The organism is Pseudomonas sp. BN607 (assembly GCF_029871175.1).
Taxonomy (GTDB): Bacteria; Pseudomonadota; Gammaproteobacteria; order Pseudomonadales; family Pseudomonadaceae; genus Aquipseudomonas.
On sequence record NZ_SSOE01000056.1, the window covers coordinates 180,473 to 200,865 of the forward strand.

Annotated in this window: 15 protein-coding genes and 1 pseudogene; 7 read left to right on the forward strand and 9 right to left on the reverse strand. The window is 62.9% G+C overall.

The annotated features are described in order from the left end of the window. Positions 1-170 precede the first annotated feature (170 nt). On the forward strand, positions 171-1,622 hold the full coding sequence (locus E8E68_RS14740; protein WP_280342483.1) for an MDR family MFS transporter: 1,452 nt from the start codon (positions 171-173) through the stop codon (positions 1,620-1,622). Positions 1,623-1,804: 182 nt separating this feature from the next. Here the strand turns inward: E8E68_RS14740 and ttgR are convergent, their stop codons facing one another. Then, complete coding sequence (gene ttgR / locus E8E68_RS14745; RefSeq protein WP_266031820.1) at positions 1,805-2,437, reverse strand: efflux transport transcriptional regulator TtgR; 633 nt, start codon at positions 2,435-2,437, stop codon at positions 1,805-1,807. A gap of 258 nt (positions 2,438-2,695) precedes the next feature. On the opposite strand from ttgR, the gene ttgA reads away from it, so the two are divergent. The 6 genes from ttgA (at position 2,696) to E8E68_RS14775 (ending at position 11,739) form a co-directional block, all read left to right on the forward strand. Further along, positions 2,696-3,850, forward strand: a complete 1,155-nt coding sequence (gene ttgA / locus E8E68_RS14750; RefSeq protein WP_266031822.1) for a toluene efflux RND transporter periplasmic adaptor subunit TtgA — start codon at positions 2,696-2,698, stop codon at positions 3,848-3,850. 3 nt (positions 3,851-3,853) lie between these two features. After that, positions 3,854-7,006 carry a multidrug efflux RND transporter permease subunit TtgB gene (ttgB, locus tag E8E68_RS14755; RefSeq protein WP_266031823.1) on the forward strand — a complete coding sequence of 1,051 codons (3,153 nt, stop codon included), beginning with the start codon at positions 3,854-3,856 and terminating at the stop codon, positions 7,004-7,006. Further along, complete coding sequence (locus E8E68_RS14760; RefSeq protein WP_266031824.1) at positions 7,003-8,457, forward strand: AdeC/AdeK/OprM family multidrug efflux complex outer membrane factor; 1,455 nt, start codon at positions 7,003-7,005, stop codon at positions 8,455-8,457. The genes ttgB and E8E68_RS14760 overlap by 4 nt, the downstream gene beginning before the upstream one ends. A 279-nt stretch (positions 8,458-8,736) precedes the next feature. Further along, positions 8,737-9,993 (forward strand): OprD family porin, encoded by a 1,257-nt coding sequence (locus E8E68_RS14765; RefSeq protein ID WP_266031825.1) that lies wholly within the window; start codon positions 8,737-8,739, stop codon positions 9,991-9,993. A 198-nt stretch (positions 9,994-10,191) separates the two neighbouring features. Next, positions 10,192-11,115, forward strand: a complete 924-nt coding sequence (locus tag E8E68_RS14770; protein ID WP_280342489.1) for a LysR family transcriptional regulator — start codon at positions 10,192-10,194, stop codon at positions 11,113-11,115. 111 nt (positions 11,116-11,226) lie between these two features. Further along, complete coding sequence (locus E8E68_RS14775; RefSeq protein ID WP_110742678.1) at positions 11,227-11,739, forward strand: Mpo1-like protein; 513 nt, start codon at positions 11,227-11,229, stop codon at positions 11,737-11,739. Between the two features lie 64 nt (positions 11,740-11,803). Here E8E68_RS14775 and pcaC read toward each other — a convergent pair whose 3' ends face one another. From pcaC to pcaR, 8 genes and pseudogenes are all read right to left on the reverse strand, one after another. Beyond that, entirely contained in the window at positions 11,804-12,196 is a 393-nt protein-coding gene (gene pcaC / locus E8E68_RS14780) for a 4-carboxymuconolactone decarboxylase (RefSeq protein WP_012273983.1), read from the reverse strand. A gap of 10 nt (positions 12,197-12,206) precedes the next feature. Beyond that, the gene (gene pcaD, locus E8E68_RS14785; RefSeq protein WP_266031827.1) at positions 12,207-12,998 is read right to left on the reverse strand and encodes a 3-oxoadipate enol-lactonase; all 792 of its coding nucleotides are present in this window, start codon (positions 12,996-12,998) and stop codon (positions 12,207-12,209) included. 11 nt (positions 12,999-13,009) lie between these two features. Then, positions 13,010-14,362, reverse strand: coding sequence for a 3-carboxy-cis,cis-muconate cycloisomerase (locus E8E68_RS14790; RefSeq protein ID WP_266031828.1), 1,353 nt, complete (start codon positions 14,360-14,362; stop codon positions 13,010-13,012). Between the two features lie 9 nt (positions 14,363-14,371). Then, positions 14,372-15,661: an MFS family transporter gene (locus E8E68_RS14795; protein ID WP_110742675.1), complete on the reverse strand. Its 1,290-nt coding sequence runs from the start codon at positions 15,659-15,661 to the stop codon at positions 14,372-14,374. Between the two features lie 186 nt (positions 15,662-15,847). Next, on the reverse strand, positions 15,848-17,053 hold the full coding sequence (gene pcaF, locus E8E68_RS14800) for a 3-oxoadipyl-CoA thiolase (RefSeq protein ID WP_175442624.1): 1,206 nt from the start codon (positions 17,051-17,053) through the stop codon (positions 15,848-15,850). Continuing rightward, positions 17,050-17,151: pseudogene (locus E8E68_RS14805) on the reverse strand (CoA-transferase subunit beta); the annotation flags it as partial. The pseudogene E8E68_RS14805 and the gene pcaF, both read right to left, overlap by 4 nt. Before the next feature lie 222 nt (positions 17,152-17,373). Beyond that, the gene (locus E8E68_RS14810; protein ID WP_266031829.1) at positions 17,374-18,720 is read right to left on the reverse strand and encodes an MFS transporter; all 1,347 of its coding nucleotides are present in this window, start codon (positions 18,718-18,720) and stop codon (positions 17,374-17,376) included. Positions 18,721-19,042: 322 nt separating this feature from the next. Continuing rightward, positions 19,043-19,918 (reverse strand): pca regulon transcriptional regulator PcaR, encoded by an 876-nt coding sequence (pcaR, locus tag E8E68_RS14815; protein ID WP_110742673.1) that lies wholly within the window; start codon positions 19,916-19,918, stop codon positions 19,043-19,045. Positions 19,919-20,393 lie beyond the last annotated feature (475 nt).

Genomic DNA, 20,393 nt, shown 5'->3' on the forward strand with positions numbered 1-20,393 from the left:
AGGGGATGCAGATAGTACATAGGGAGCTACCTAACTCGGGTTACAATCCGGGAGCTTCCTGGCGCGCGCACCCGGCTGCACAGGCCCATCGCATCCCGTGATACCTGCGCCGTACCTGTGCCTGCGTACCTGCCCGCGAAGCGGCCAAAACCGATAAACAAGGTATCCCCGTGACAGCCGCCCTGCCCCCCACCACCCTGCGCAACGTGCTCACTGCCCTGATGCTGGCGATCTTCCTTGGCGCACTGGACCAGACCATCGTCGCCGTCTCGTTGCCGGCTATCTCGGCCCAGTTCAACGATGTTGGCCTGCTGGCCTGGGTCATCTCCGGCTACATGGTGGCCATGACCATCGCCGTGCCGATCTACGGCAAGCTGGGGGACCTGTACGGCCGACGGCGGATGATCCTCACCGGTATCAGCCTGTTCACCCTGGCCTCGATTGCCTGCGCACTGGCCCAGGACATGCAGCAATTGGTGCTGGCCCGCGTGCTCCAGGGTATTGGCGCGGGGGGTATGGTCTCGGTCAGCCAGGCGATCATCGGCGACTTCGTCCCCCCGCGCGAACGTGGCCGCTACCAGGGCTACTTCAGCAGCATGTACGCCGTCGCCAGCGTCGCCGGCCCGGTATTGGGCGGCTGGCTGACCGAGTACCTGTCATGGCGCTGGGTGTTCTGGATCAACCTGCCACTGGGCCTGGTCGCCTTGTGGGCGATCCGCCGGGCATTGGCTGGCATGCCAGTCCAGCGCCGAGAGGCACAGGTGGACTACCTGGGTGCCGTGCTGTTGATTCTCGGCCTGGGGAGCCTGCTGCTGGGCATTACCTTGGTCGGCCAAGGTCATGCCTGGGGGGACCCTGCCGTGCTGGCGCTGTTCGCCTGCGCCGTGCTGGGCCTGGTGCTGTTCATCGCCCACGAGCGCCGCTGCCCCGAGCCGCTGCTACCGCTCGACCTGTTCGGCAACCGGGTTGCGGTACTGTGCTGGGCGGTCATCTTCTTCGCCAGCTACCAGTCGATTTCCCTGACCATGCTGATGCCTTTGCGCTTCCAGGGCATCACCGGCGCTGGTGCCGACACTGCCGCCCTGCACCTGTTGCCGCTGGTGATGGGGCTACCCATCGGTGCCTTCACGGGCGGGCGCATGACCAGTCGCACCGGGCGCTACAAGCCGCAGATCCTCGCCGGGGCATTGCTGATGCCGCTGGCCATCCTAGGCATGGCGCTGACCCCGCCGCAGTCCGGGTGGCTCAGTGCGCTGTTCATGTTGCTGACTGGCATTGCCTGCGGCTTGCAGTTCCCGACATCGCTGGTGGGCACGCAAAGCGCAGTGGCCAGCAAGGACATCGGCGTGGCCACCAGCACCACCAACCTGTTCCGCTCGTTGGGCGGGGCGATGGGCGTTGCGTGCATGTCCAGCCTGTTACTGGCGTTGCTGCACCAGGGCGGGTTCGAATTGCTCGGTAATCCCTTGCTGGGGAGCTTGAAGGCGGGCGAAGTGGACCTGGTGACCCAGACGCGGTTGCTGGAGACGTTCCGCCACCTGTTGATGGGGAGTGCGCTGATTGCACTGGTTGGTTTACTGGCTGCGGTGGCGTTGCCGGATCGGCAACTGCGCGGCCACTGAATGCTGTGCAATCCCGTAGCAACAGCCTGTGCTGCAAAGATGCATCACTGGCGAAAAGAGCTGCTGCCCTACGGCTGCCGCAGCAGGACAGCGGTGCGCCGAGCAATGGCGCAGTTACCCGCGAGCATTAATCCTCTCTTAATACAGAGAGGAAACACTCCCTCACAATCCTTAACAAAGTGTCATTTGCGCAGAGCCGGGCTCAAGCGCAGCATATCCAGGCCGGTGTCGACCCATTTTTCGACATCCCCCAACAGGTCGACACTGTCAGGCAGCAGCAGCCAGCGCCCGATCAGGCCATCGACATAAGCGAACATGGCCACCGCCGCGCGCTCGACATCCAGCTCGCCAGGCAACTGGCCCCGGCGCACGGCATTGGCCAGCGCCAGGGTGATGCCCTTGTGGCAATCCAGCACCGCACCCTGGCGCTGCTGGCGAATTTCACACATGTCATCGGTGAACTCGCACTTGTGATGCAGGATTTCATTGATACGCCGGGTTCGGGCATCGAGCACCAGCTCGTTGAACACCTGCAACAGCAGCTTGCGCATGCAGCCAAGCGGGTCGACTTCGTCCTCGCTTTCGCTCGCCCGCGCCAAATGGTCATGGGTCTCGTGCAGGCTGTCGAGCAACGCCTGAACCAGCTCGGCCTTGTTGTTGAAGTGCCAATAGATCGCCCCGCGGGTCACGCCCGCCAGTTCGGCGATGTCGGCCAGGGCGGTTCGCGCAACCCCGCGCTTGTAGAAGGCCTTTTCCGCTGCCTCGATGATCTGGGCGCGGGTCTCCTGGGCTTCTTCTTTGGTTCGACGGACCATGGCAGTACAACCTCATCTGGCCCGGACGCGCGGTGCGTACGGGAAACGCTCCGGGAGCACCTCTGCAGGGCACCTCACGGATGAACTAATCAAGGGCTGTGGCAGTAATCATGTACAACCCGGCGGTATTTACAAACAACCATGAATGTAAGTATATTCCTTAGCAAGCTATTTATCCACCGGATAGCACATTTCTCCAGATCCAGACTCTTCCATTACTCTTGAGCGTCTCCCTGCTCCAGCGACCCGAGGATCCTCATGCAATTCAAGCCAGCCGTTACCGCTCTGGTTTCCGCCGTCGCCCTGGCAACCCTGCTCAGTGGCTGTAAGAAAGAAGAAGCAGCGCCAGCGGCGCAGGCTCCTCAGGTCGGCGTCGTGACCATCCAGCCGCAAGCCTTCACCCTGACCTCGGAACTGCCGGGGCGTACCAGTGCCTTCCGCGTCGCCGAAGTGCGTCCACAGGTCAATGGCATCATTCTCAAACGCCTGTTCAAGGAAGGGAGTGACGTCAAGGAAGGCCAGCAGCTTTACCAGATCGACCCCGCCGTATACGAGGCCACGCTGGGCAATGCCCAGGCCAACCTGCAGGCTACCCGCTCGCTGGCCGAGCGTTACAAGCAGCTGATCGACGAGCAGGCCGTGTCGAAACAGGAATACGACGACGCCAATGCCAAACGATTGCAGGCAGAGGCTTCGCTCAAAAGCGCACAGATCGACCTGCGCTACACCAAGGTCCTGGCACCGATCAGCGGCCGTATCGGCCGTTCTTCGGTCACCGAAGGTGCGCTGGTGAACAATGGCCAGACCAACGCCATGGCCACCATCCAGCAACTCGACCCTATCTACGTCGACGTTACCCAGTCCACCGCCGAACTGCTCAAGCTGCGCCGTGACCTGGAAAGCGGCCAGTTGCAGAAGGCCGGCGACAACGCCGCCTCGGTCCAGCTGGTGCTGGAGGACGGCAGCCTGTTCAAGCAGGAAGGCCGGCTGGAATTCTCCGAAGTCGCGGTCGACGAGACCACCGGCTCGGTGACCCTGCGCGCACTGTTCCCCAACCCCGATCACACCCTGCTGCCAGGCATGTTCGTACATGCGCGGCTGAAGGCCGGGGTCAACGCCAACGCCATCCTGGCACCGCAGCAAGGCGTGACCCGCGACCTGAAAGGCGCACCGACGGCCCTGGTGGTCAACCAGGACAACAAGGTCGAACTGCGCCAGCTCAAGGCCAACCGTACCCTGGGTAGCGACTGGCTGATCGAGGAAGGCCTCAACCCGGGTGACCGCCTGATCACCGAAGGGCTGCAGTACGTGCGCCCAGGCGTCGAGGTCAAGGTCAGCGAAGCCACCAACGTCAAGAAGCCGGCCAGCCCTGATCAGGCCAACGCGGCGAAAGCAGACGCCAAAGCGGAGTAAACCATGTCGAAGTTCTTTATCGATCGCCCGATCTTCGCCTGGGTGATCGCCTTGGTGATCATGCTGGTCGGGGCCTTGTCGATCCTGAAGCTGCCGATCAACCAGTACCCCAGCATCGCGCCACCGGCCATCGCCATCGCCGTGACCTACCCGGGCGCCTCGGCGCAAACCGTGCAGGACACCGTGGTGCAGGTGATCGAGCAGCAGCTCAACGGTATCGACAACCTGCGGTATGTGTCGTCGGAAAGTAACTCCGACGGCAGCATGACCATTACCGCCACCTTCGAGCAGGGTACCAACCCCGACACCGCTCAGGTGCAGGTGCAGAACAAGCTGAACCTGGCCACCCCGCTGCTGCCGCAGGAAGTGCAGCAGCAAGGTATCCGCGTCACCAAGGCAGTGAAGAACTTCCTGCTGGTGATCGGCCTGGTGTCCGAAGACGGCAGCATGACCAAGGACGACCTGGCCAACTACATCGTCTCGAACATGCAGGACCCAATCTCGCGTACTGCAGGTGTGGGTGACTTCCAGGTGTTCGGTGCGCAGTACGCCATGCGTATCTGGCTCGATCCGGCCAAGCTGAACAAGTTCCAGCTGACTCCGGTCGACGTCAAGACCGCGGTTGCCGCGCAAAACGTGCAGGTGTCCTCCGGTCAACTCGGCGGCCTGCCAGCCATGCCGGGTACCCAGTTGAACGCCACCATCATCGGCAAGACCCGCCTGCAGACTGCCGAGCAGTTCGAGAAGATCCTGCTCAAGGTCAACAGCGATGGTTCGCAGGTAAGGCTGGGCGATGTCGCCCAGGTTGGCCTGGGCGGTGAAAACTATGCGGTCAGCGCCCAGTTCAACGGCAAGCCGGCTTCCGGCCTGGCGGTAAAACTGGCGACCGGCGCCAACGCCCTGGACACCGCCAAGGCACTGCGCGAAACCATCAAAGGCCTGGAACCGTTCTTCCCGCCTGGGGTGAAAGCGGTATTCCCGTATGACACCACTCCGGTGGTCACCGAATCGATCAGTGGGGTGATCCACACCCTGATCGAAGCCGTGGTCCTGGTGTTCCTGGTGATGTACCTGTTCCTGCAGAACTTCCGCGCTACCATCATTACCACCATGACCGTACCGGTGGTGTTGCTGGGTACATTCGGCATTCTTGCCGCCGCGGGCTTCAGCATCAACACCCTGACCATGTTCGCCATGGTCCTGGCCATCGGTTTGCTGGTGGACGATGCCATCGTCGTGGTGGAGAACGTCGAGCGGGTCATGTCCGAGGAAGGCTTGCCGCCCAAAGAGGCGACCAAGCGCTCCATGGAGCAGATCCAGGGTGCCCTGGTGGGTATCGCCCTGGTGCTGTCGGCAGTGCTGCTGCCCATGGCATTCTTCGGTGGGTCCACAGGTGTGATCTACCGGCAGTTCTCCATCACCATCGTCTCGGCCATGGGCCTGTCGGTGCTGGTGGCACTTATCTTCACCCCGGCGCTGTGCGCCACCATGCTCAAGCCGCTGAAGAAAGGCGAGCATCACACGGCCAAAGGCGGGTTCTTTGGCTGGTTCAACCGCAACTTCGACCGCAGCGTCAACGGCTACGAGCGCAGCGTGGGTACTATCCTGCGCAACAAGGTGCCGTTCCTGCTGGGCTATGCCCTGATCGTGGTCGGCATGATCTGGCTGTTCGCCCGCATTCCTACCGCGTTCCTGCCGGAAGAAGACCAAGGCGTACTGTTTGCCCAGGTACAAACCCCGGCCGGTTCCAGTGCCGAGCGCACCCAGGTGGTGGTCGACCAGATGCGTGAGTATCTGCTGAAGGACGAAGCCGACACCGTGTCGTCGGTGTTCACCGTCAACGGCTTCAACTTCGCCGGTCGTGGCCAGAGCTCGGGCATGGCGTTCATCATGCTCAAGCCATGGGATGAGCGTTCCAAGGAAAACAGCGTGTTTGCCTTGGCCCAACGCGCCCAGCAACACTTCTTCACCTTGCGCGATGCGATGGTGTTCGCCTTTGCCCCGCCAGCGGTGCTGGAACTGGGCAACGCCACCGGTTTCGACGTGTTCCTGCAGGACCGCGGCGGCGTTGGCCACGAGAAGCTGATGGAAGCGCGCAACCAGTTCCTGGCCAAGGCCGCGCAAAGCAAAGTGCTCAGCGCCGTACGCCCGAACGGCCTGAACGACGAGCCGCAGTACCAACTGACCATCGATGACGAACGTGCCAGCGCCCTGGGCGTGACCATTGCCGACATCAACAACACCCTGTCGATTGCCTTGGGGGCCAGCTACGTCAACGACTTCATCGACCGCGGCCGGGTCAAGAAGGTCTACATCCAGGGCGAGCCGAATGCGCGGATGAGCCCGGAAGACCTGCAGAAGTGGTACGTGCGCAATGGTGCTGGCGAGATGGTGCCGTTCTCCTCCTTCGCCAAAGGCGAATGGACTTACGGGTCACCGAAGCTGTCGCGTTACAACGGCGTTGAGGCCATGGAGATCCTGGGTGCACCGGCCCCAGGCCACAGTACCGGTGAAGCCATGGCCGAGGTCGAGCGCATCGCTGGCGAATTGCCGGACGGTATCGGCTTCTCCTGGACCGGCATGTCCTACGAGGAAAAACTCTCCGGCTCGCAGATGCCGGCGCTGTTCGCCCTTTCGGTACTGTTCGTGTTCCTGTGCCTGGCAGCCCTGTACGAAAGCTGGTCGATCCCGATCGCCGTAGTGCTGGTAGTACCTCTGGGTATCATCGGTGCGCTGATCGCCACCAGCCTGCGCGGCTTGTCCAACGACGTGTACTTCCTGGTCGGCCTGCTGACCACCATCGGCCTGGCGGCGAAAAACGCCATTCTGATCGTCGAATTCGCCAAGGAACTGCACGAGCAGGGCCGCAGCTTGTACGACGCGGCGATCGAAGCGTGCCGCATGCGTCTGCGCCCGATCATCATGACCTCGCTGGCGTTCATCCTCGGCGTGGTACCGTTGACCATCGCCAGCGGTGCCGGTGCCGGCAGCCAGCACGCCATTGGTACGGGCGTGATCGGCGGCATGATCAGTGCGACCGTGCTGGCAATCTTCTGGGTACCGCTATTCTTCGTCGCAGTGTCGTCGCTGTTCGGCAGCAAAGAGCCGGAAAAAGACGCCACCCCTGAAACTCCACGTTATGAGGCTGGGCAATGACCAAGTCTTTATTGTCCCTGGCGGTCACCGCTTTGATTCTTGGCGGCTGCTCGCTGATCCCTGACTACCAGACCCCGGAATCGCCGGTGGCAGCGCAGTGGCCGCAAGGCCCTGCGTACTCCCCGACCCAGTCGGCAGACGTTGCCGCCGCCGAACAGGGCTGGCGCCAGTTCTTCCACGACCCGGCACTGCAGCAACTGATCCAGACCTCGCTGGTCAACAACCGCGACCTGCGCGTCGCTGCGTTGAACCTCGACGCCTACCGCGCGCAGTACCGCATCCAGCGGGCTGACCTGTTCCCGGCGGTTTCAGCCACCGGCAGCGGCAGCCGCCAGCGAGTGCCGGCGAACATGTCGCAAACCGGGGAGTCGGGCATTACCAGCCAGTACTCGGCCACCCTCGGCGTCAGCGCCTATGAGCTGGACCTGTTCGGCCGGGTCCGTAGCCTGACCGAGCAAGCCCTGGAGACCTACCTGTCCAGTGAGCAGGCGCGCCGCTCCACGCAAATCGCCCTGGTGGCCAGCGTGGCCAACGCCTATTACACCTGGCAGGCCGACCAGGCGCTGTTCAAGCTGACCGAAGAAACGCTGAAGACCTACGAGGAAAGCTACAACCTCACCCGTCGCAGCAACGAAGTCGGCGTGGCTTCGGCACTCGACGTCAGCCAGGCGCGTACCGCCGTGGAAGGCGCCCGGGTCAAGTACTCGCAGTACCAGCGCCTGGTCGCCCAGGACGTCAACAGCCTGACCGTGCTGCTGGGTACCGGTATTCCTGCGAACCTGGCCAAGCCACTGGAGCTCAATGCCGACCAGCTGGCCGAAGTACCAGCCGGCCTGCCGTCGGACATCCTCCAGCGTCGTCCGGACATCCAGGAAGCCGAACACTTGCTGAAGGCCGCCAACGCCAACATCGGCGCCGCCCGCGCAGCGTTCTTCCCGAGCATCAGCCTGACCGCGAACGCCGGCAGCCTGAGCCCCGACATGGGCCACCTGTTCGCGGGTGGTCAGGGCACCTGGCTGTTCCAGCCGCAGATCAACCTGCCGATTTTCAACGCCGGCAGCCTGAAGGCGAGCCTGGACTATTCGAAGATCCAGAAGGACATCAACGTCGCCAAGTACGAAAAAACCATCCAGACCGCCTTCCAGGAAGTCTCCGATGGCTTGGCTGCGCGCAAAACCTTCGAAGAGCAATTGCAGGCCCAGCGTGACCTGGTGCAGGCCAACCAGGACTACTACCGCCTGGCCGAACGCCGCTACCGGATCGGCATCGACAGCAACCTGACGTTCCTTGACGCCCAGCGCAACCTGTTCAGTGCCCAGCAGGCGCTGATCGGCGACCGTCTGTCGCAGCTGACCAGCGAGGTCAATCTGTACAAGGCACTCGGCGGTGGCTGGTACGAGCAAACCGGTCAGGCGAACCAGCAGGCATCGGTGGATACACCGAAAGGCTGATTGCAGCTGTTGCCTCATCAAGCCCACCCTCGCGGTGGGCTTTTTGCTTTCTGGCGCCTGCACAGGCGATAGGGCCAGCACTGCAAAATTATTAACTAACCGGAACATTCCGTTCGATTATCGCCCCGTTCCGTTTGCGGCGAATTGCCTCACCCCCGTACAACCCCGCACCATCCACCCACGCAACGTTGCCCAAGTTCATCAAGAAAAGACCCGCACCTGCCGGCCCGACCCCGCAGTGCACCGGCTCGCCCCATAAAAACAAGAGATCCACGACAGATGAGCACTTTGCAACCCGCACGCCAGCTGCTGCCCGGCCTGTTGGCCATGTCCTGCGCCCTCCCCGTGTTCGCCGCCGACCAAGGTGGTTTCCTGGAGGACGCCAAGGCTACCCTCAACCTGCGCAACTTCTACATCAACCGCAACTTCGTCGACCCGGCCCACCCACAGGGCAAGGCCGAAGAATGGACGCAAAGCTTCATCCTCGATGCCCGCTCTGGCTTCACCCAGGGCACCATCGGTTTCGGAGTGGACGTACTTGGCCTGTACTCGGTCAAGCTCGACGGCGGCAAAGGCACCACCAACACCCAACTTCTGCCGGTACACGGCGATGGTCGCCCGGCCGATGACTTCGGCCGCCTGGGTGTGGCGCTGAAAGCCAAGTTGTCCGAAACCGAGCTGAAAGTCGGGGAATGGATGCCGGTCCTACCGATTCTGCGCTCAGACGACGGTCGTTCGCTGCCGCAAACCTTCCGCGGCGGCCAGCTGACGTCGAAGGAAATCGCCGGCCTGACCCTGTACGCCGGCCAGTTCCGCGGCAACAGCCCGCGCAACGACGCAAGCATGGAAGACATGTCGCTGAACGGTAGAGCGGCGTTCACCTCCGACCGCTTCAACTTCGGTGGCGGCGAGTACACCTTCAACGACAAGCGCACCATGATTGGCCTTTGGGATGCCCAGCTCAAGGACATCTACCGCCAGCAGTACCTCAACCTGACGCACAGCCAGCCGCTGGGCGACTGGACCCTGGGCGCCAACCTGGGCTACTTCATCGGCAAGGAAGATGGCGCCGAACGTGCCGGCAAGCTGGACAACCGCACTGCCTCGGCGCTGCTCTCGGCACGCTACCAGGGCCACACATTCTACGTCGGCCTGCAGAAAGTCAGCGGCGACGATGCCTGGATGCGGGTCAACGGCACCAGCGGCGGCACCCTCGCCAACGATAGTTACAACTCCAGCTTCGACAATGCCAAGGAACGTTCATGGCAGGTGCGTCATGACTTCAGCTTCGCTAGCGTCGGCGTACCCGGCCTGACCCTGATGAACCGCTACATCAAGGGTGACAACGTTACCGCTGGTGGCGTGGATGACGGCAAGGAATGGGCACGCGAGACCGAGCTGGCGTACGTGGTGCAGTCGGGCAGCTTCAAGGACCTGTCGGTGAAGTGGCGCAACTCCACCATGCGCCGCGACTTCAGCACCAACGCGTTCGATGAAAACCGGCTGATCGTGAGCTACCCGCTGAATCTGCTCTAAATCAACTGGCCTCTCGCGGGTAAACCGGCGCTTACGGGGTGACTACAGTTTCAAAAGCTGTGGCCACCCTGTGGGAGCCGGTTTTATACGCGAGGCGGTGAAAAATAACTTTCAGCTATAAACAAATCCATAAACCTTCTTTGACGACATAAGCAGTAACCGCTTGAATAGGGCCCCGCCCCGCCCTAGAGCCGTGAAATGGACCTTCGCCAGCTGCGCTACTTCATCGCCCTCACCGAATACCGCAGTTTCGTTCGTGCCGCCGAAGCCATGGGCATCACCCAGCCCGCCTTCAGCCGCGCCATCCAGGGCCTGGAACACACATTCGGTTGCCCGCTGGTCGACCGCGCCAGCAAGGCCCTGCCGCCTACCCCGGAAGGCCAGGTGGTGCTGCAACACGCCCGCCGCCTGGTGCAAGGCGCGGCGCAACTGAGCAACGAAGTGCTGCAAATGACCAAGCTCGACGCCGGCGAGCTGCACTTCGGCAGCGGCCCGACGCTGGCCGTGCGCCTGGTGCCCGATGCCCTGCGCCACTTCATCGAACGCCACCCTGGCATCCATACCTCGCTGCTGGTGGACAACGCCGAACGCCTTGGCCAGGCACTGCGCCGTGAACAGATCGAGTTTTTCGTCGACGATATCCGCCCGTTCGAAGCAGACCCCAGCTTTCACACCGAACCTTTGTCACGCCGCCCAGGCCTGTTTTTCTGCCGCCCGGGCCACCCGCTGCTGGCCAAGGAAAGCCTGTCGACCAACGACCTGTTCAGCTATCCGCTGGCCAGCGGGCTGCTCGCGCCCGGGGTACGCAAGCGCCTCGCCAACCTGAGCGGGCGCAGTGACTTCACTCCGCATTTGCAGACCGAGCACCTGGCCATCCTGCGCAGCGTGGTGCAGGCCAGCGATGCCATCGGTATTGCCAGCGAGGAAGCCCTGGCCGATGACCTGGCCAACGGCACCCTGGTGCGCCTGCACTGGCGCAATCTGCCGCCGGCGCTTGAGGTGCTCAGCGTGTACTGCGGGGTGGTCAGCCGCAGCGGCTACCGGCTGTCGCCAGCGGCGCGGGCGATGATCGAGACCTTGGTCGGGCTGGATATGCCAGTGCGGGCCGCCGCCATTCGCTGAGCTGATGATGGTGGTGGCTGCGGGCTATCCTGAGCTATATCGGTTGCCAGTTCAGGCCCTATCGCCGGAACCGGCAACACCCCCGACCAGGCAAACCAGGGAGGCACAACAATGAAAACCCTCGTCGACCACCTGAGCCAGTACGCCAGCTATCACCGCGACCCACGCAACATCGTCACCCACTTCATCGGTATCCCCATGATCGTGCTGGCGGTCACCATCCTGCTGTCGCGCCCCGGCTGGCAAGTCGCGGGCATGTGGCTATCCCCCGCCCTGCTGGCAGCGGCCGCCTCGGTATGGTTCTACCTGCGCCTGGACCTGCGCTTCGGCCTGGTGATGGGGTTGCTGCTGGGCTTGTGCCTGTGGGTCGGTCAGGCTCTGGCGGTTCAGGCTACCGGGCTGTGGCTTGGCGCCGGGGTGGGGGGATTCGTGGTGGGCTGGATCATCCAGTTCGTCGGCCATTACTACGAAGGCCGCAAGCCCGCCTTTGTCGACGATGTCAGCGGGTTGATCATCGGGCCACTGTTCGTGGTGGCCGAAGCGGCATTCATGCTAGGGCTGTGCCCGGTCCTGAAACAGGCCGTGGAGAGCCATGCAGGGCCGGTGGCCGTGCGGCCCATGTAAAAACTTACGCGGGCTGTGCGGGAGCGGCCTTGTGTCGCTCCCACAGTAGGGGACTGCGTAGCGATCAGCTACGCGACTCCACCCCCAGTTCATCCCACACCGACTCTGCCATGTGGAAGGTGGCATTGGCCGCCGGAATGCCGCAGTAGATCGCGCTCTGCATCAGCACTTCCTTGATCTCGTCGCGGGTCACGCCATTGTTGGCCGCTGCACGCAGGTGCAACTTCAGTTCATCGTTGCGGTTCATGCCGATCAGCATGGCAATGGTGATCAGGCTGCGGGTATGGCGCGGCAGGCCTGGGCGGGTCCAGATGTCACCCCAGGCGTGGCGGGTGATCATTTCCTGAAATTCGCCGTTGAAGTCGTTGAGCTTCTCCAGGCTGCGGTCCACGTGGGCATCGCCAAGTACCGCGCGGCGCACTTGCATGCCGGCGTCGTAACGTTGTTTCTCGTCCATGGCAGTGTCCTCAGTGAGCCAGCAGGAAGTCGAGGACGCGACGGCTGAATGCCTCGCCAATCTCGACGTTGGACAGGTGTGCCGCCGGGAAGTCGACGTACTCGGCACCGGCAATACCGGCTTGCATGAAACGGCCATGCTCTGGGGTCGTCACCACGTCCTCGGTCCCCGACACGATCAGTGCAGGCACCTGGATACGGCCCAGTTGCTCACGATAATCGGCGTCACGCACTGCCGCGCAGTTGCCGGCATAGCCCTGCGGGCTGGTTTGCGCCAGCATCTGACAGATGCGCTGGGCCTCTTCAGCCTGCGCCTGGGCGAAGCCTGGGGTGAACCAGCGGGCGATCGAGGCATCGCGCAGGTCGACCATTGCCTGCTGGCCGCCCTTGAGCACGGTGTCGATACGGGTGTTCCACACCTCGTCGTTGGCGATCTTGGCGGCAGTGTTGCACAGGGTCAGGCTGTGCAGGCGGTCGCCGGCATTGATGCCCAGCCACTGGCCGATCAGGCCGCCCATCGACAGGCCGACGAAGTGGGCCTTCTGAATGTCCAGGCCGTCGAGCAGTGCCAGCACGTCGCGGCCGAGTTGTTCGATGCTGTAAGGGCCTTCAGTGACCAGCGATGCGCCGTGGCCTCGGGTGTCGTAGCGCAGCACACGGAAGTGCTGGCTCCATAGCGGTATCTGGGTGTCCCACATGCCCAGGTCGGTACCCAGCGAGTTGGACAGGACCAGCACCGGGGCGTTTTCCGGGCCATCGATCTGGTAATTCAAAACGCCATCAGCCAGTTGCAAATGCGCCACAGCGGTCTCCTTCAGGCAGTGAAACGTTGATGTTCGGACACGGCACGCGCCACCCAGACGCGGGCCTGGCCCAGGTAATGGGCTGGGTCGAGCAGGCGATCGAGTTCCTCAGCGGACAGCTCGGCACTGACCTGGGGTTCGTCACCCAGCACAGCACGCAGGTGACGCTGCTCGGCCACCGCGCGCTGACAGCATTGCTCCAGCAGGTGGTGGGCCCGGTCGCGCCCCAGGCGCTGGGCGAGGACGATGCTCACGGCTTCGGCCAGCACCAGGCCCTGGGTCAGGTCGAGGTTGCGGCGCATGCGCGCGGCATCCACCTCCATACCCTCGGCAATCACCTGGGCCTGGCGCAGGGCGCCGGAGACCAGGCAGCAGATATCAGGCAGGGTTTCCCATTCGGCATGCCACAGGCCCAGGCTGCGCTCATGCTCCTGAGGCATGGCACTGAACAGCGTCGAAACCAGCCCTGGCACCCGGGTCGCAGCGCCGATCAGCACGGCAGCGCCGACCGGGTTGCGCTTGTGCGGCATGGTCGAAGAACCACCCTTGCCCGGCGCGGACGGTTCGAACACCTCCCCTGCCTCGGTTTGCATCAGCAGGCTGATATCGCGGCCAAACTTGCCCAGGCTGCCCGCAACCAGGCCCAGTACCGAAGCAAACTCGACCAGTCGATCGCGCTGGGTATGCCAGGGTTGCTCGGGCAGGGTCAGCTTGAGTTGCCCGGCCAACGCCTCGGCCACTGGCATCGCCTTGCTACCCAAGGCGGCCAGGCTGCCCGAGGCACCGCCGAACTGCAGCACCAGCAAGCGCGGGCGCAGCTCCTGCAGGCGCTGGCGGTGGCGGGTCAAGGCGCCCAACACCCCGGCCAGCTTCATGCCCAGGGTCACCGGGGTGGCGTGTTGCAGCCAGGTGCGGCCCACCAGCGGTGTATCGGCATGCTTCAGGGCTTGCTGCGACAGCGTCTCGGCCAGCCTGCCAAGGTCGGCTTCGATCAGGTCGAGGGCATCGCGCAACTGCAGGATCAGCCCAGTATCCATCGCATCCTGGCTGGTAGCCCCCAAGTGCACGTAGCGCTCGGCTTCAGGCACGCCAGTGGCGATTACCTTGCCCAACGCCTTCACCAGCGGGATCGCCGAGTTGCCCGCGGTCGCGATGGCATTGGCCAAGGCGCCAACGTCATAGCGCTCGGCCTGGCACGCTGCCTCGATGGCCGCCACTGCGCTGTGCGGGACCAGCCCGGCAGCAGCTTCGGCATGGGCCAGCGCGGCCTCGAAATCGAGCATGCCCTGCAGGCGGCCACGGTCGGAGAAGATCTCGCGCATGGCCGGCGCGGTGAAGTAGGCGTCGAACAGTTGGTTGCTCATGCAGCATCCTTAGTGATCATGGTGCAGGTACTCGGCCTGCTTCGGCAGGCGCAGGCTGAACAGGAAGGCTATCGCCATCATCGCCGTCACGTACCAGTAGAAGGTATTTTCCATACCCATGGTCTTCAGCCCCAGGGCCACGTACTCGGCCGAACCGCCAAATGCGGCGTTGGCCACCGCATAGGCCAGCCCCACACCCAGCGCGCGCACCTGCGGCGGGAACATCTCGGCCTTCACCAGGCCGCTGATGGAGGTGTAGAAACTGACGATGCACAGTGCCAGGCTAATCAGCACGAAAGCCATGAACGGGCTGGTCACGGTTTTCAGTGCCATCAACAGCGGCACGGTGCACAGCGTACCCAAGGCGCCGAACAGCAGCATCGAATTACGCCGCCCGATGCGGTCGGAGAGCATCCCGAAGAATGGCTGCAGCACCATGAACAGGAACAGCGCGCCGGTCATCACGTAGCTGGCGTTCTTCGCCGTCATGCCCGCGGTGTTCACCAGGTACTTCTGCATGTAGGTGGTGAAGGTGTAGAAGATCAGCGAGCCGCCAGCGGTATAGCCAAGCACGGTGACGAAGGCCGCAGCATGGTTGCGGAACAGCCCCTTGATGGTGCCAGCGTCCTTGTCCTGGCGGGTTTCGGCGCTGCTGGTCTCATGCAGCGAGCGGCGCAGCATCAACGAGATCAGCGCGGCGATGGCCCCCACCACAAAGGGAATGCGCCAGCCCCAGGCGCGCAGTTCATCTTCGGTCAGCAACTGCTGCAGGATCACCACGACCAGCACCGCCAGCAACTGGCCGCCGATCAAAGTCACGTACTGGAACGAGGCAAAAAAGCCGCGCTGCCCGCGCAGGGCCACTTCGCTCATGTAGGTGGCGGTGGTGCCGTACTCGCCCCCCACCGACAGGCCCTGGATCAGGCGGGCCAGCAACAGCAGCGCCGGAGCCCAGGTGCCAATGCTGGCGTAGGTAGGCAGACAGGCGATCATCAGTGAGCCGAAGCACATCATCAGCACTGAGATCATCAGGGAATTCTTGCGACCATGGCGGTCAGCGAGGCGGCCGAATATCCAGCCACCGATGGGGCGCATCAAAAAACCTGCGGCGAATACGCCTGCGGTGTTCAGCAGCTGAACGGTAGGGTCGTCGGAGGGGAAGAAGGCCGGGGCGAAGTAGATCGCGCAGAAGGCGTAGACGTAGAAGTCGAACCATTCCACCAGGTTGCCTGAAGAGGCACCAACGATAGCGAAGATGCGCTTACTGCGCTCTTCGCCGGTGTAATAGGTTGAGGTCATGACGGTTTTACTCCTGGAGGGTCCTAGGTAAGTCTAGACATACCTAGTAACACACTCGTTCCGCTATCTGGCTGGCAATTGGCCCTACGTCTGACAAGTCCGGCCTCTTCGCGGGTAAACCCGCTCCCACAGGGGTTGCGTGGATCCCTGTGGGGGCGGGTTCACCCGCGAAGAGGCCGGTACAGGTCAAACTCGCTCGATGGCCAGCGCCAGACCTTGGCCGACACCTACACACATGGTCGCCAGGCCCTTGCGTCCACCACTCTTCTCCAGCTGATGCAGCGCCGTCAGCACCAGGCGCGCACCGCTCATGCCCAGCGGGTGGCCCAGGGCGATCGCGCCGCCATTAGGGTTCACCTGCGGCGCGTCATCGGCCACACCCAGCTCACGCAGCACCGCCAGGCCTTGGCTGGCGAAGGCTTCATTCAGCTCGATCACATCGAAATCATTCACCGCCACACCCAGGCGCTCGGTCAGCTTGCGCACCGCCGGCACCGGGCCGATACCCATCACCCGCGGTGCAACGCCGCCGCTGGCCATGCCCAACACGCGGGCACGTGGGGTCAGGCCGTGTTTCTTCACTGCTTCGGCCGAGGCCAGAATCAACGCTGCTGCACCGTCGTTCACGCCCGATGCGTTGCCAGCGGTGACAGTCTTGTCCGGGCCATTGACCGGCTTGAGCTTGGTCAGCGCTTCCAGGGTGGTTTCCGGGCGCAGGTGCTCGTCACGCTCAACGATGACTTCGCCTTTCTTGTGGGCGATACGCACCGGTACGATCTCTTCGGCGAAGAAGCCAGCAGCCTGGGCAGCAGCCGCCTTCTGCTGACTGCGCAGGGCGAAGGCGTCCTGGTCAGCACGCGACACCTGGTAATCGTCGGCCACGTTGTCAGCGGTTTCCGGCATGGAGTCGACGCCGTACTGGCTCTTCATCAGCGGGTTGATGAAACGCCAGCCGATGGTGGTGTCTTCCAGCTTCATGTTGCGCGAATAGCCGCTCTCGGCCTTGCCCATGACGAACGGGGCACGCGACATCGACTCGACGCCGCCGGCAATCGCCAGCTCCATTTCACCGCTGGCGATAGCGCGGAAGGCGGTGCCGATGGCATCCATGCCGGAGGCGCACAGGCGGTTCAGGGTCACGCCTGGAATGCTTTCTGGCAGACCAGCCAGCAGCAGCGCCATACGTGCCACGTTGCGGTTGTCTTCACCGGCCTGGTTGGCGCAGCCGAAGAACACCTCGTCGACCTGGTCCCATTGCACGCCGGGGTTGCGCTCGATCAGCGCCTTAAGCGGCACAGCGGCCAGGTCGTCGGCCCGCACACCCGCCAAGGCACCGCCAAAGCGGCCGATCGGGGTACGGATGGCGTCACAGATGAATACGTCTCGCATCAGGCTTCTCCTGCCGGCTGGCCATGGGCCGCGGCGGTACGGGCATCGAGGTCACGCAGGGCGGACAGCTCGATTTCGGTGGGTTCGGTAGTGGTCTGCACGTGGCATTTGGAGGCTCCTGGTCAGGGTGCTTCAGTGAGCTCAGATTAAGGAGACTGGTGGGTGGCTTACAATCCGATAATCGACTCTATGTGCGGTTATCGAACAATTTGTTGTCCTGCTACTCATCTCCGTTCGGGGGCTGCTCGGCAGCCTTACCGCGACACAACGCCACTTCTACAGAAGAGCAGTGAGGCGATAAGGCCGCAGAGCCACCCCTGCTTTCACGTCGCGTCGGCGTGGCTCACCAGGCCCTTCACGACCACACCCACGGTCGCCAGCGCTGCCGGCACCAGCAATGCAGTCAGCACCTGCTCGAAGTTCCAGCCCAGCCCCAGCAACGTCGCGCCACTCCAGGCGCCGAGGATGGCACCAAACCGACCGATGCCCAGCATCCACGATACACCCGTGGCACGGCCCTGGGTCGGATAGAAGCGTGCTGCTAGCGATGGCATCGCCGACTGCGCGCCGTTCACGCACATGCCCGCGATCAGCACCAGCGTGGCCAGTACGGTGATATTGCCCAGGCTCTGCCCGACGGCGTAAGCGAAAACCCCGGCCAGCAGGTAGAAAATGCCGATCACCTTGTGCGGGTTGAAGCGGTCCATCGCCCAACCTACGCCAACGGCACTGAGCACGCCGCCAAACTGGAACAGCGCGCCGATGAACGCGGCCTGCTCCATGCTCGCGCCACTGTCACGCATCAGGGTGGGCAACCAGCTGGTCAGCAGGTAGACGATGACCAGGCCCATGAAGTAGGTCAGCCACAGCAGCACGGTCCCCAGGCCATAGGTGCCAGAGAAGATCACCGCAAACACGTTGCGCGCGGCCACGGCCTTCTGTTCCGGCACGCTGAAGCTACCCGCCTCGGCCACTACCTGTGGCGCAATCGGCGACAAGGTCTTGCGCACCTTGTCGGTGCCACGGTTGCGTACCACCAGGAACCGCGCCGACTCCGGCAGCCAGACCATCAGCACGACCGCCAGCAGCAAGGGCAGCACGCCGCCAATCACCAGCAGACTGTGCCAGCCATAGGCCGGGATCATCTTCGCGGAAATGAAGCCACCACCGGCCATGCCCAGGTTGAAGCCGCAGAACATGCTGGTCACCAGCAACGACTTGAGGCGCTCCGGGGTATATTCGGACAGCAGCGTGGTGGCGTTGGGCATGCCGGCGCCAAGGCCCAGGCCGGTCAGGAAACGCAGCACCAGCAACTGGTCGACATTGGTGGCATAGGCCGAGGCCAGGCTGAAGCCACCGAACACCAGTACCGCCCCTACCAACACACCCTTGCGGCCAAATCGGTCGGCCAGCGGCCCGGAGCCGAGAGCGCCGAATACCATGCCGATCAATGCGGCACTCATCACCGGGCCGAGACTGGCGCGGTCGATGCCCCATTCCTGTGACAGCGCCGGGGCGATGAAGCCCATGGCGGCGGTGTCAAGGCCATCGAGGAAGACGATCAGGAAGCACAACAGCACGACCCGCCACTGGTAGCGGGACAGCGGCTGCTGATTGATGAACGACTGGACGTCGAGGCTTTTGCCGACGTTGTTTTGCGCTTGGTTCATTGTTGTTATCCAGAATATGAGGCACAGCCAAGCCACTGCACGCGGCTAACCGGTACAAGTTGGCAATGATCGGAAAAATCGGCCTGTGTCAGCCTGGATACAACGGGACTGCATGCGGGTGCGGCCGCGGCAGCGAAGGGACAGTATGCATGGTGAGTGCCTCTTATGTTTTTCTTGTTCGGTCGGCACAGCCGACCGTTGCGAGAAACATTAATCAGCGGGCGCAGGTGACGCAATTCACCGGGAGCGACACTGTGCGTTTATCGCACAGAGATGGCTTTTACCTGTTCTATTTTGGGGCCGCTTTGCGGCCCCGGCCAGATCAACCAAACAATTGATGGCAAAGGTCGCGGCTGGCCGCCAGCAGAATCGGCAGGAAGCGCTGCTCCAGCTCGCTGCGCGTTACCCGCCCAACATGGGTGCTCACGTTCAACGCCGCCAGTACCTGCCCCGAAGCGTCATACACTGGTACTGCAATCGACCGCAGCCCCTGCTCCAGTTCCTGGTCCACCACGCACCAGCCCTGGGCACGCACCTGCTGAATGCAGGCAAACAGCGACTCAGGGTCATGCAGTGTACGGCTGGTCCGCGCCTTCAGGTCGGCGCGCTCCAGGTACTCGCGCAAGCTGGTGTCATCCAGCGCCGCCAGCAGGATGCGCCCCATCGACGTGCAATAGGCCGGCAGGCGCCCGCCCACCGACAGGTCCACCGAAATCAACCGCTCGACCGTGGCCGATCGGGCTATATAAAGGATGTCATCGCCTTCGAGGGTGGCCATGTTGGCCGCCTCATGCAATTGGTCGCTGATACGGTCCAGGTAAGGCTGGGCCGAAATCGCCAGGGGCGTCGACGACAAGTAGGCATGCCCCAAGGTCAGCACTTTCGGCAACAGCGAATAAGTACGCCCATCGGTGGTGGCATAGCCGAGCTTGATCAACGTGTGCAGGCAGCGGCGCACGGCGGCACGCGGGATTTCCGTGCGATGGCTGATCTGGGCGATGGTCAGGTGGCGCTTGCGCTCCTGGAAGGCCTGGATGACGGCCAGCCCACGCGCCAGCGATGTCATGAAGTCCGGATCGCCGGTAAAAGCCTGGATGCGCTTGGCCGGGGAGGCCACGATTGGCGGCGCCATGGCCGCAGACGCAGGTCGCCCCGCCTCCGGATTGGCGGAATCGTTGTCCACGGTTTGGTCACTCATCGCACACCTCAAAAAAAACGCCGGTTCGTGCGATTATCGAACAAACGGCCGATAATCGCAATTGACCGCTGACACTTTTGCTTATACCTTTCTCATGCCACTTGTGGCTTCTTTGGAGAGACTGGTCAGGTACCCACCGTAGAAGTCCCCAGGCAACGGCCTCGCCTTGCGGCGAGGCCGTTTTTCATAACTACCCCGCCCGTACATTTCAGCGAACTTTTATCCGCGTTGCCTTTCCAAGTTGTACGAAAGGCCCAAATTGTTTGCGGGCACCTTCTACTCGTTATGTCAGGCGATGTCAGGCTTGGTTAAATAACGCTGTTCGGCGATTTATCGATTGCTATAATCAAGTGCACAGGCCCCACTGTACGTAGTGGCAGTGCAACCTTGCGGTCATGAAGCCGTTGCGGCCTGCGAGGGGTGTGCGTACTGCACATCGCCCGACATTAGCCATTACTCTTAATTCAGGTACTGC

Excerpts from the sequence above, each read along its gene's own strand:
- E8E68_RS14770 (WP_280342489.1), top strand. The coding sequence starts at position 10,192 with ATGGACCTTCGCCAGCTGCGCTACTTCATCGCCCTCACCGAATACCGC.
- ttgA (WP_266031822.1), top strand. The coding sequence starts at position 2,696 with ATGCAATTCAAGCCAGCCGTTACCGCTCTGGTTTCCGCCGTCGCCCTG.
- ttgB (WP_266031823.1), top strand. The coding sequence starts at position 3,854 with ATGTCGAAGTTCTTTATCGATCGCCCGATCTTCGCCTGGGTGATCGCC.
- pcaR (WP_110742673.1), bottom strand. The coding sequence starts at position 19,918 with ATGAGTGACCAAACCGTGGACAACGATTCCGCCAATCCGGAGGCGGGG.
- E8E68_RS14760 (WP_266031824.1), top strand. The coding sequence starts at position 7,003 with ATGACCAAGTCTTTATTGTCCCTGGCGGTCACCGCTTTGATTCTTGGC.
- E8E68_RS14790 (WP_266031828.1), bottom strand. The coding sequence starts at position 14,362 with ATGAGCAACCAACTGTTCGACGCCTACTTCACCGCGCCGGCCATGCGC.
- E8E68_RS14795 (WP_110742675.1), bottom strand. The coding sequence starts at position 15,661 with ATGACCTCAACCTATTACACCGGCGAAGAGCGCAGTAAGCGCATCTTC.
- E8E68_RS14775 (WP_110742678.1), top strand. The coding sequence starts at position 11,227 with ATGAAAACCCTCGTCGACCACCTGAGCCAGTACGCCAGCTATCACCGC.
- pcaC (WP_012273983.1), bottom strand. The coding sequence starts at position 12,196 with ATGGACGAGAAACAACGTTACGACGCCGGCATGCAAGTGCGCCGCGCG.
- E8E68_RS14765 (WP_266031825.1), top strand. The coding sequence starts at position 8,737 with ATGAGCACTTTGCAACCCGCACGCCAGCTGCTGCCCGGCCTGTTGGCC.
- ttgR (WP_266031820.1), bottom strand. The coding sequence starts at position 2,437 with ATGGTCCGTCGAACCAAAGAAGAAGCCCAGGAGACCCGCGCCCAGATC.
- E8E68_RS14810 (WP_266031829.1), bottom strand. The coding sequence starts at position 18,720 with ATGAACCAAGCGCAAAACAACGTCGGCAAAAGCCTCGACGTCCAGTCG.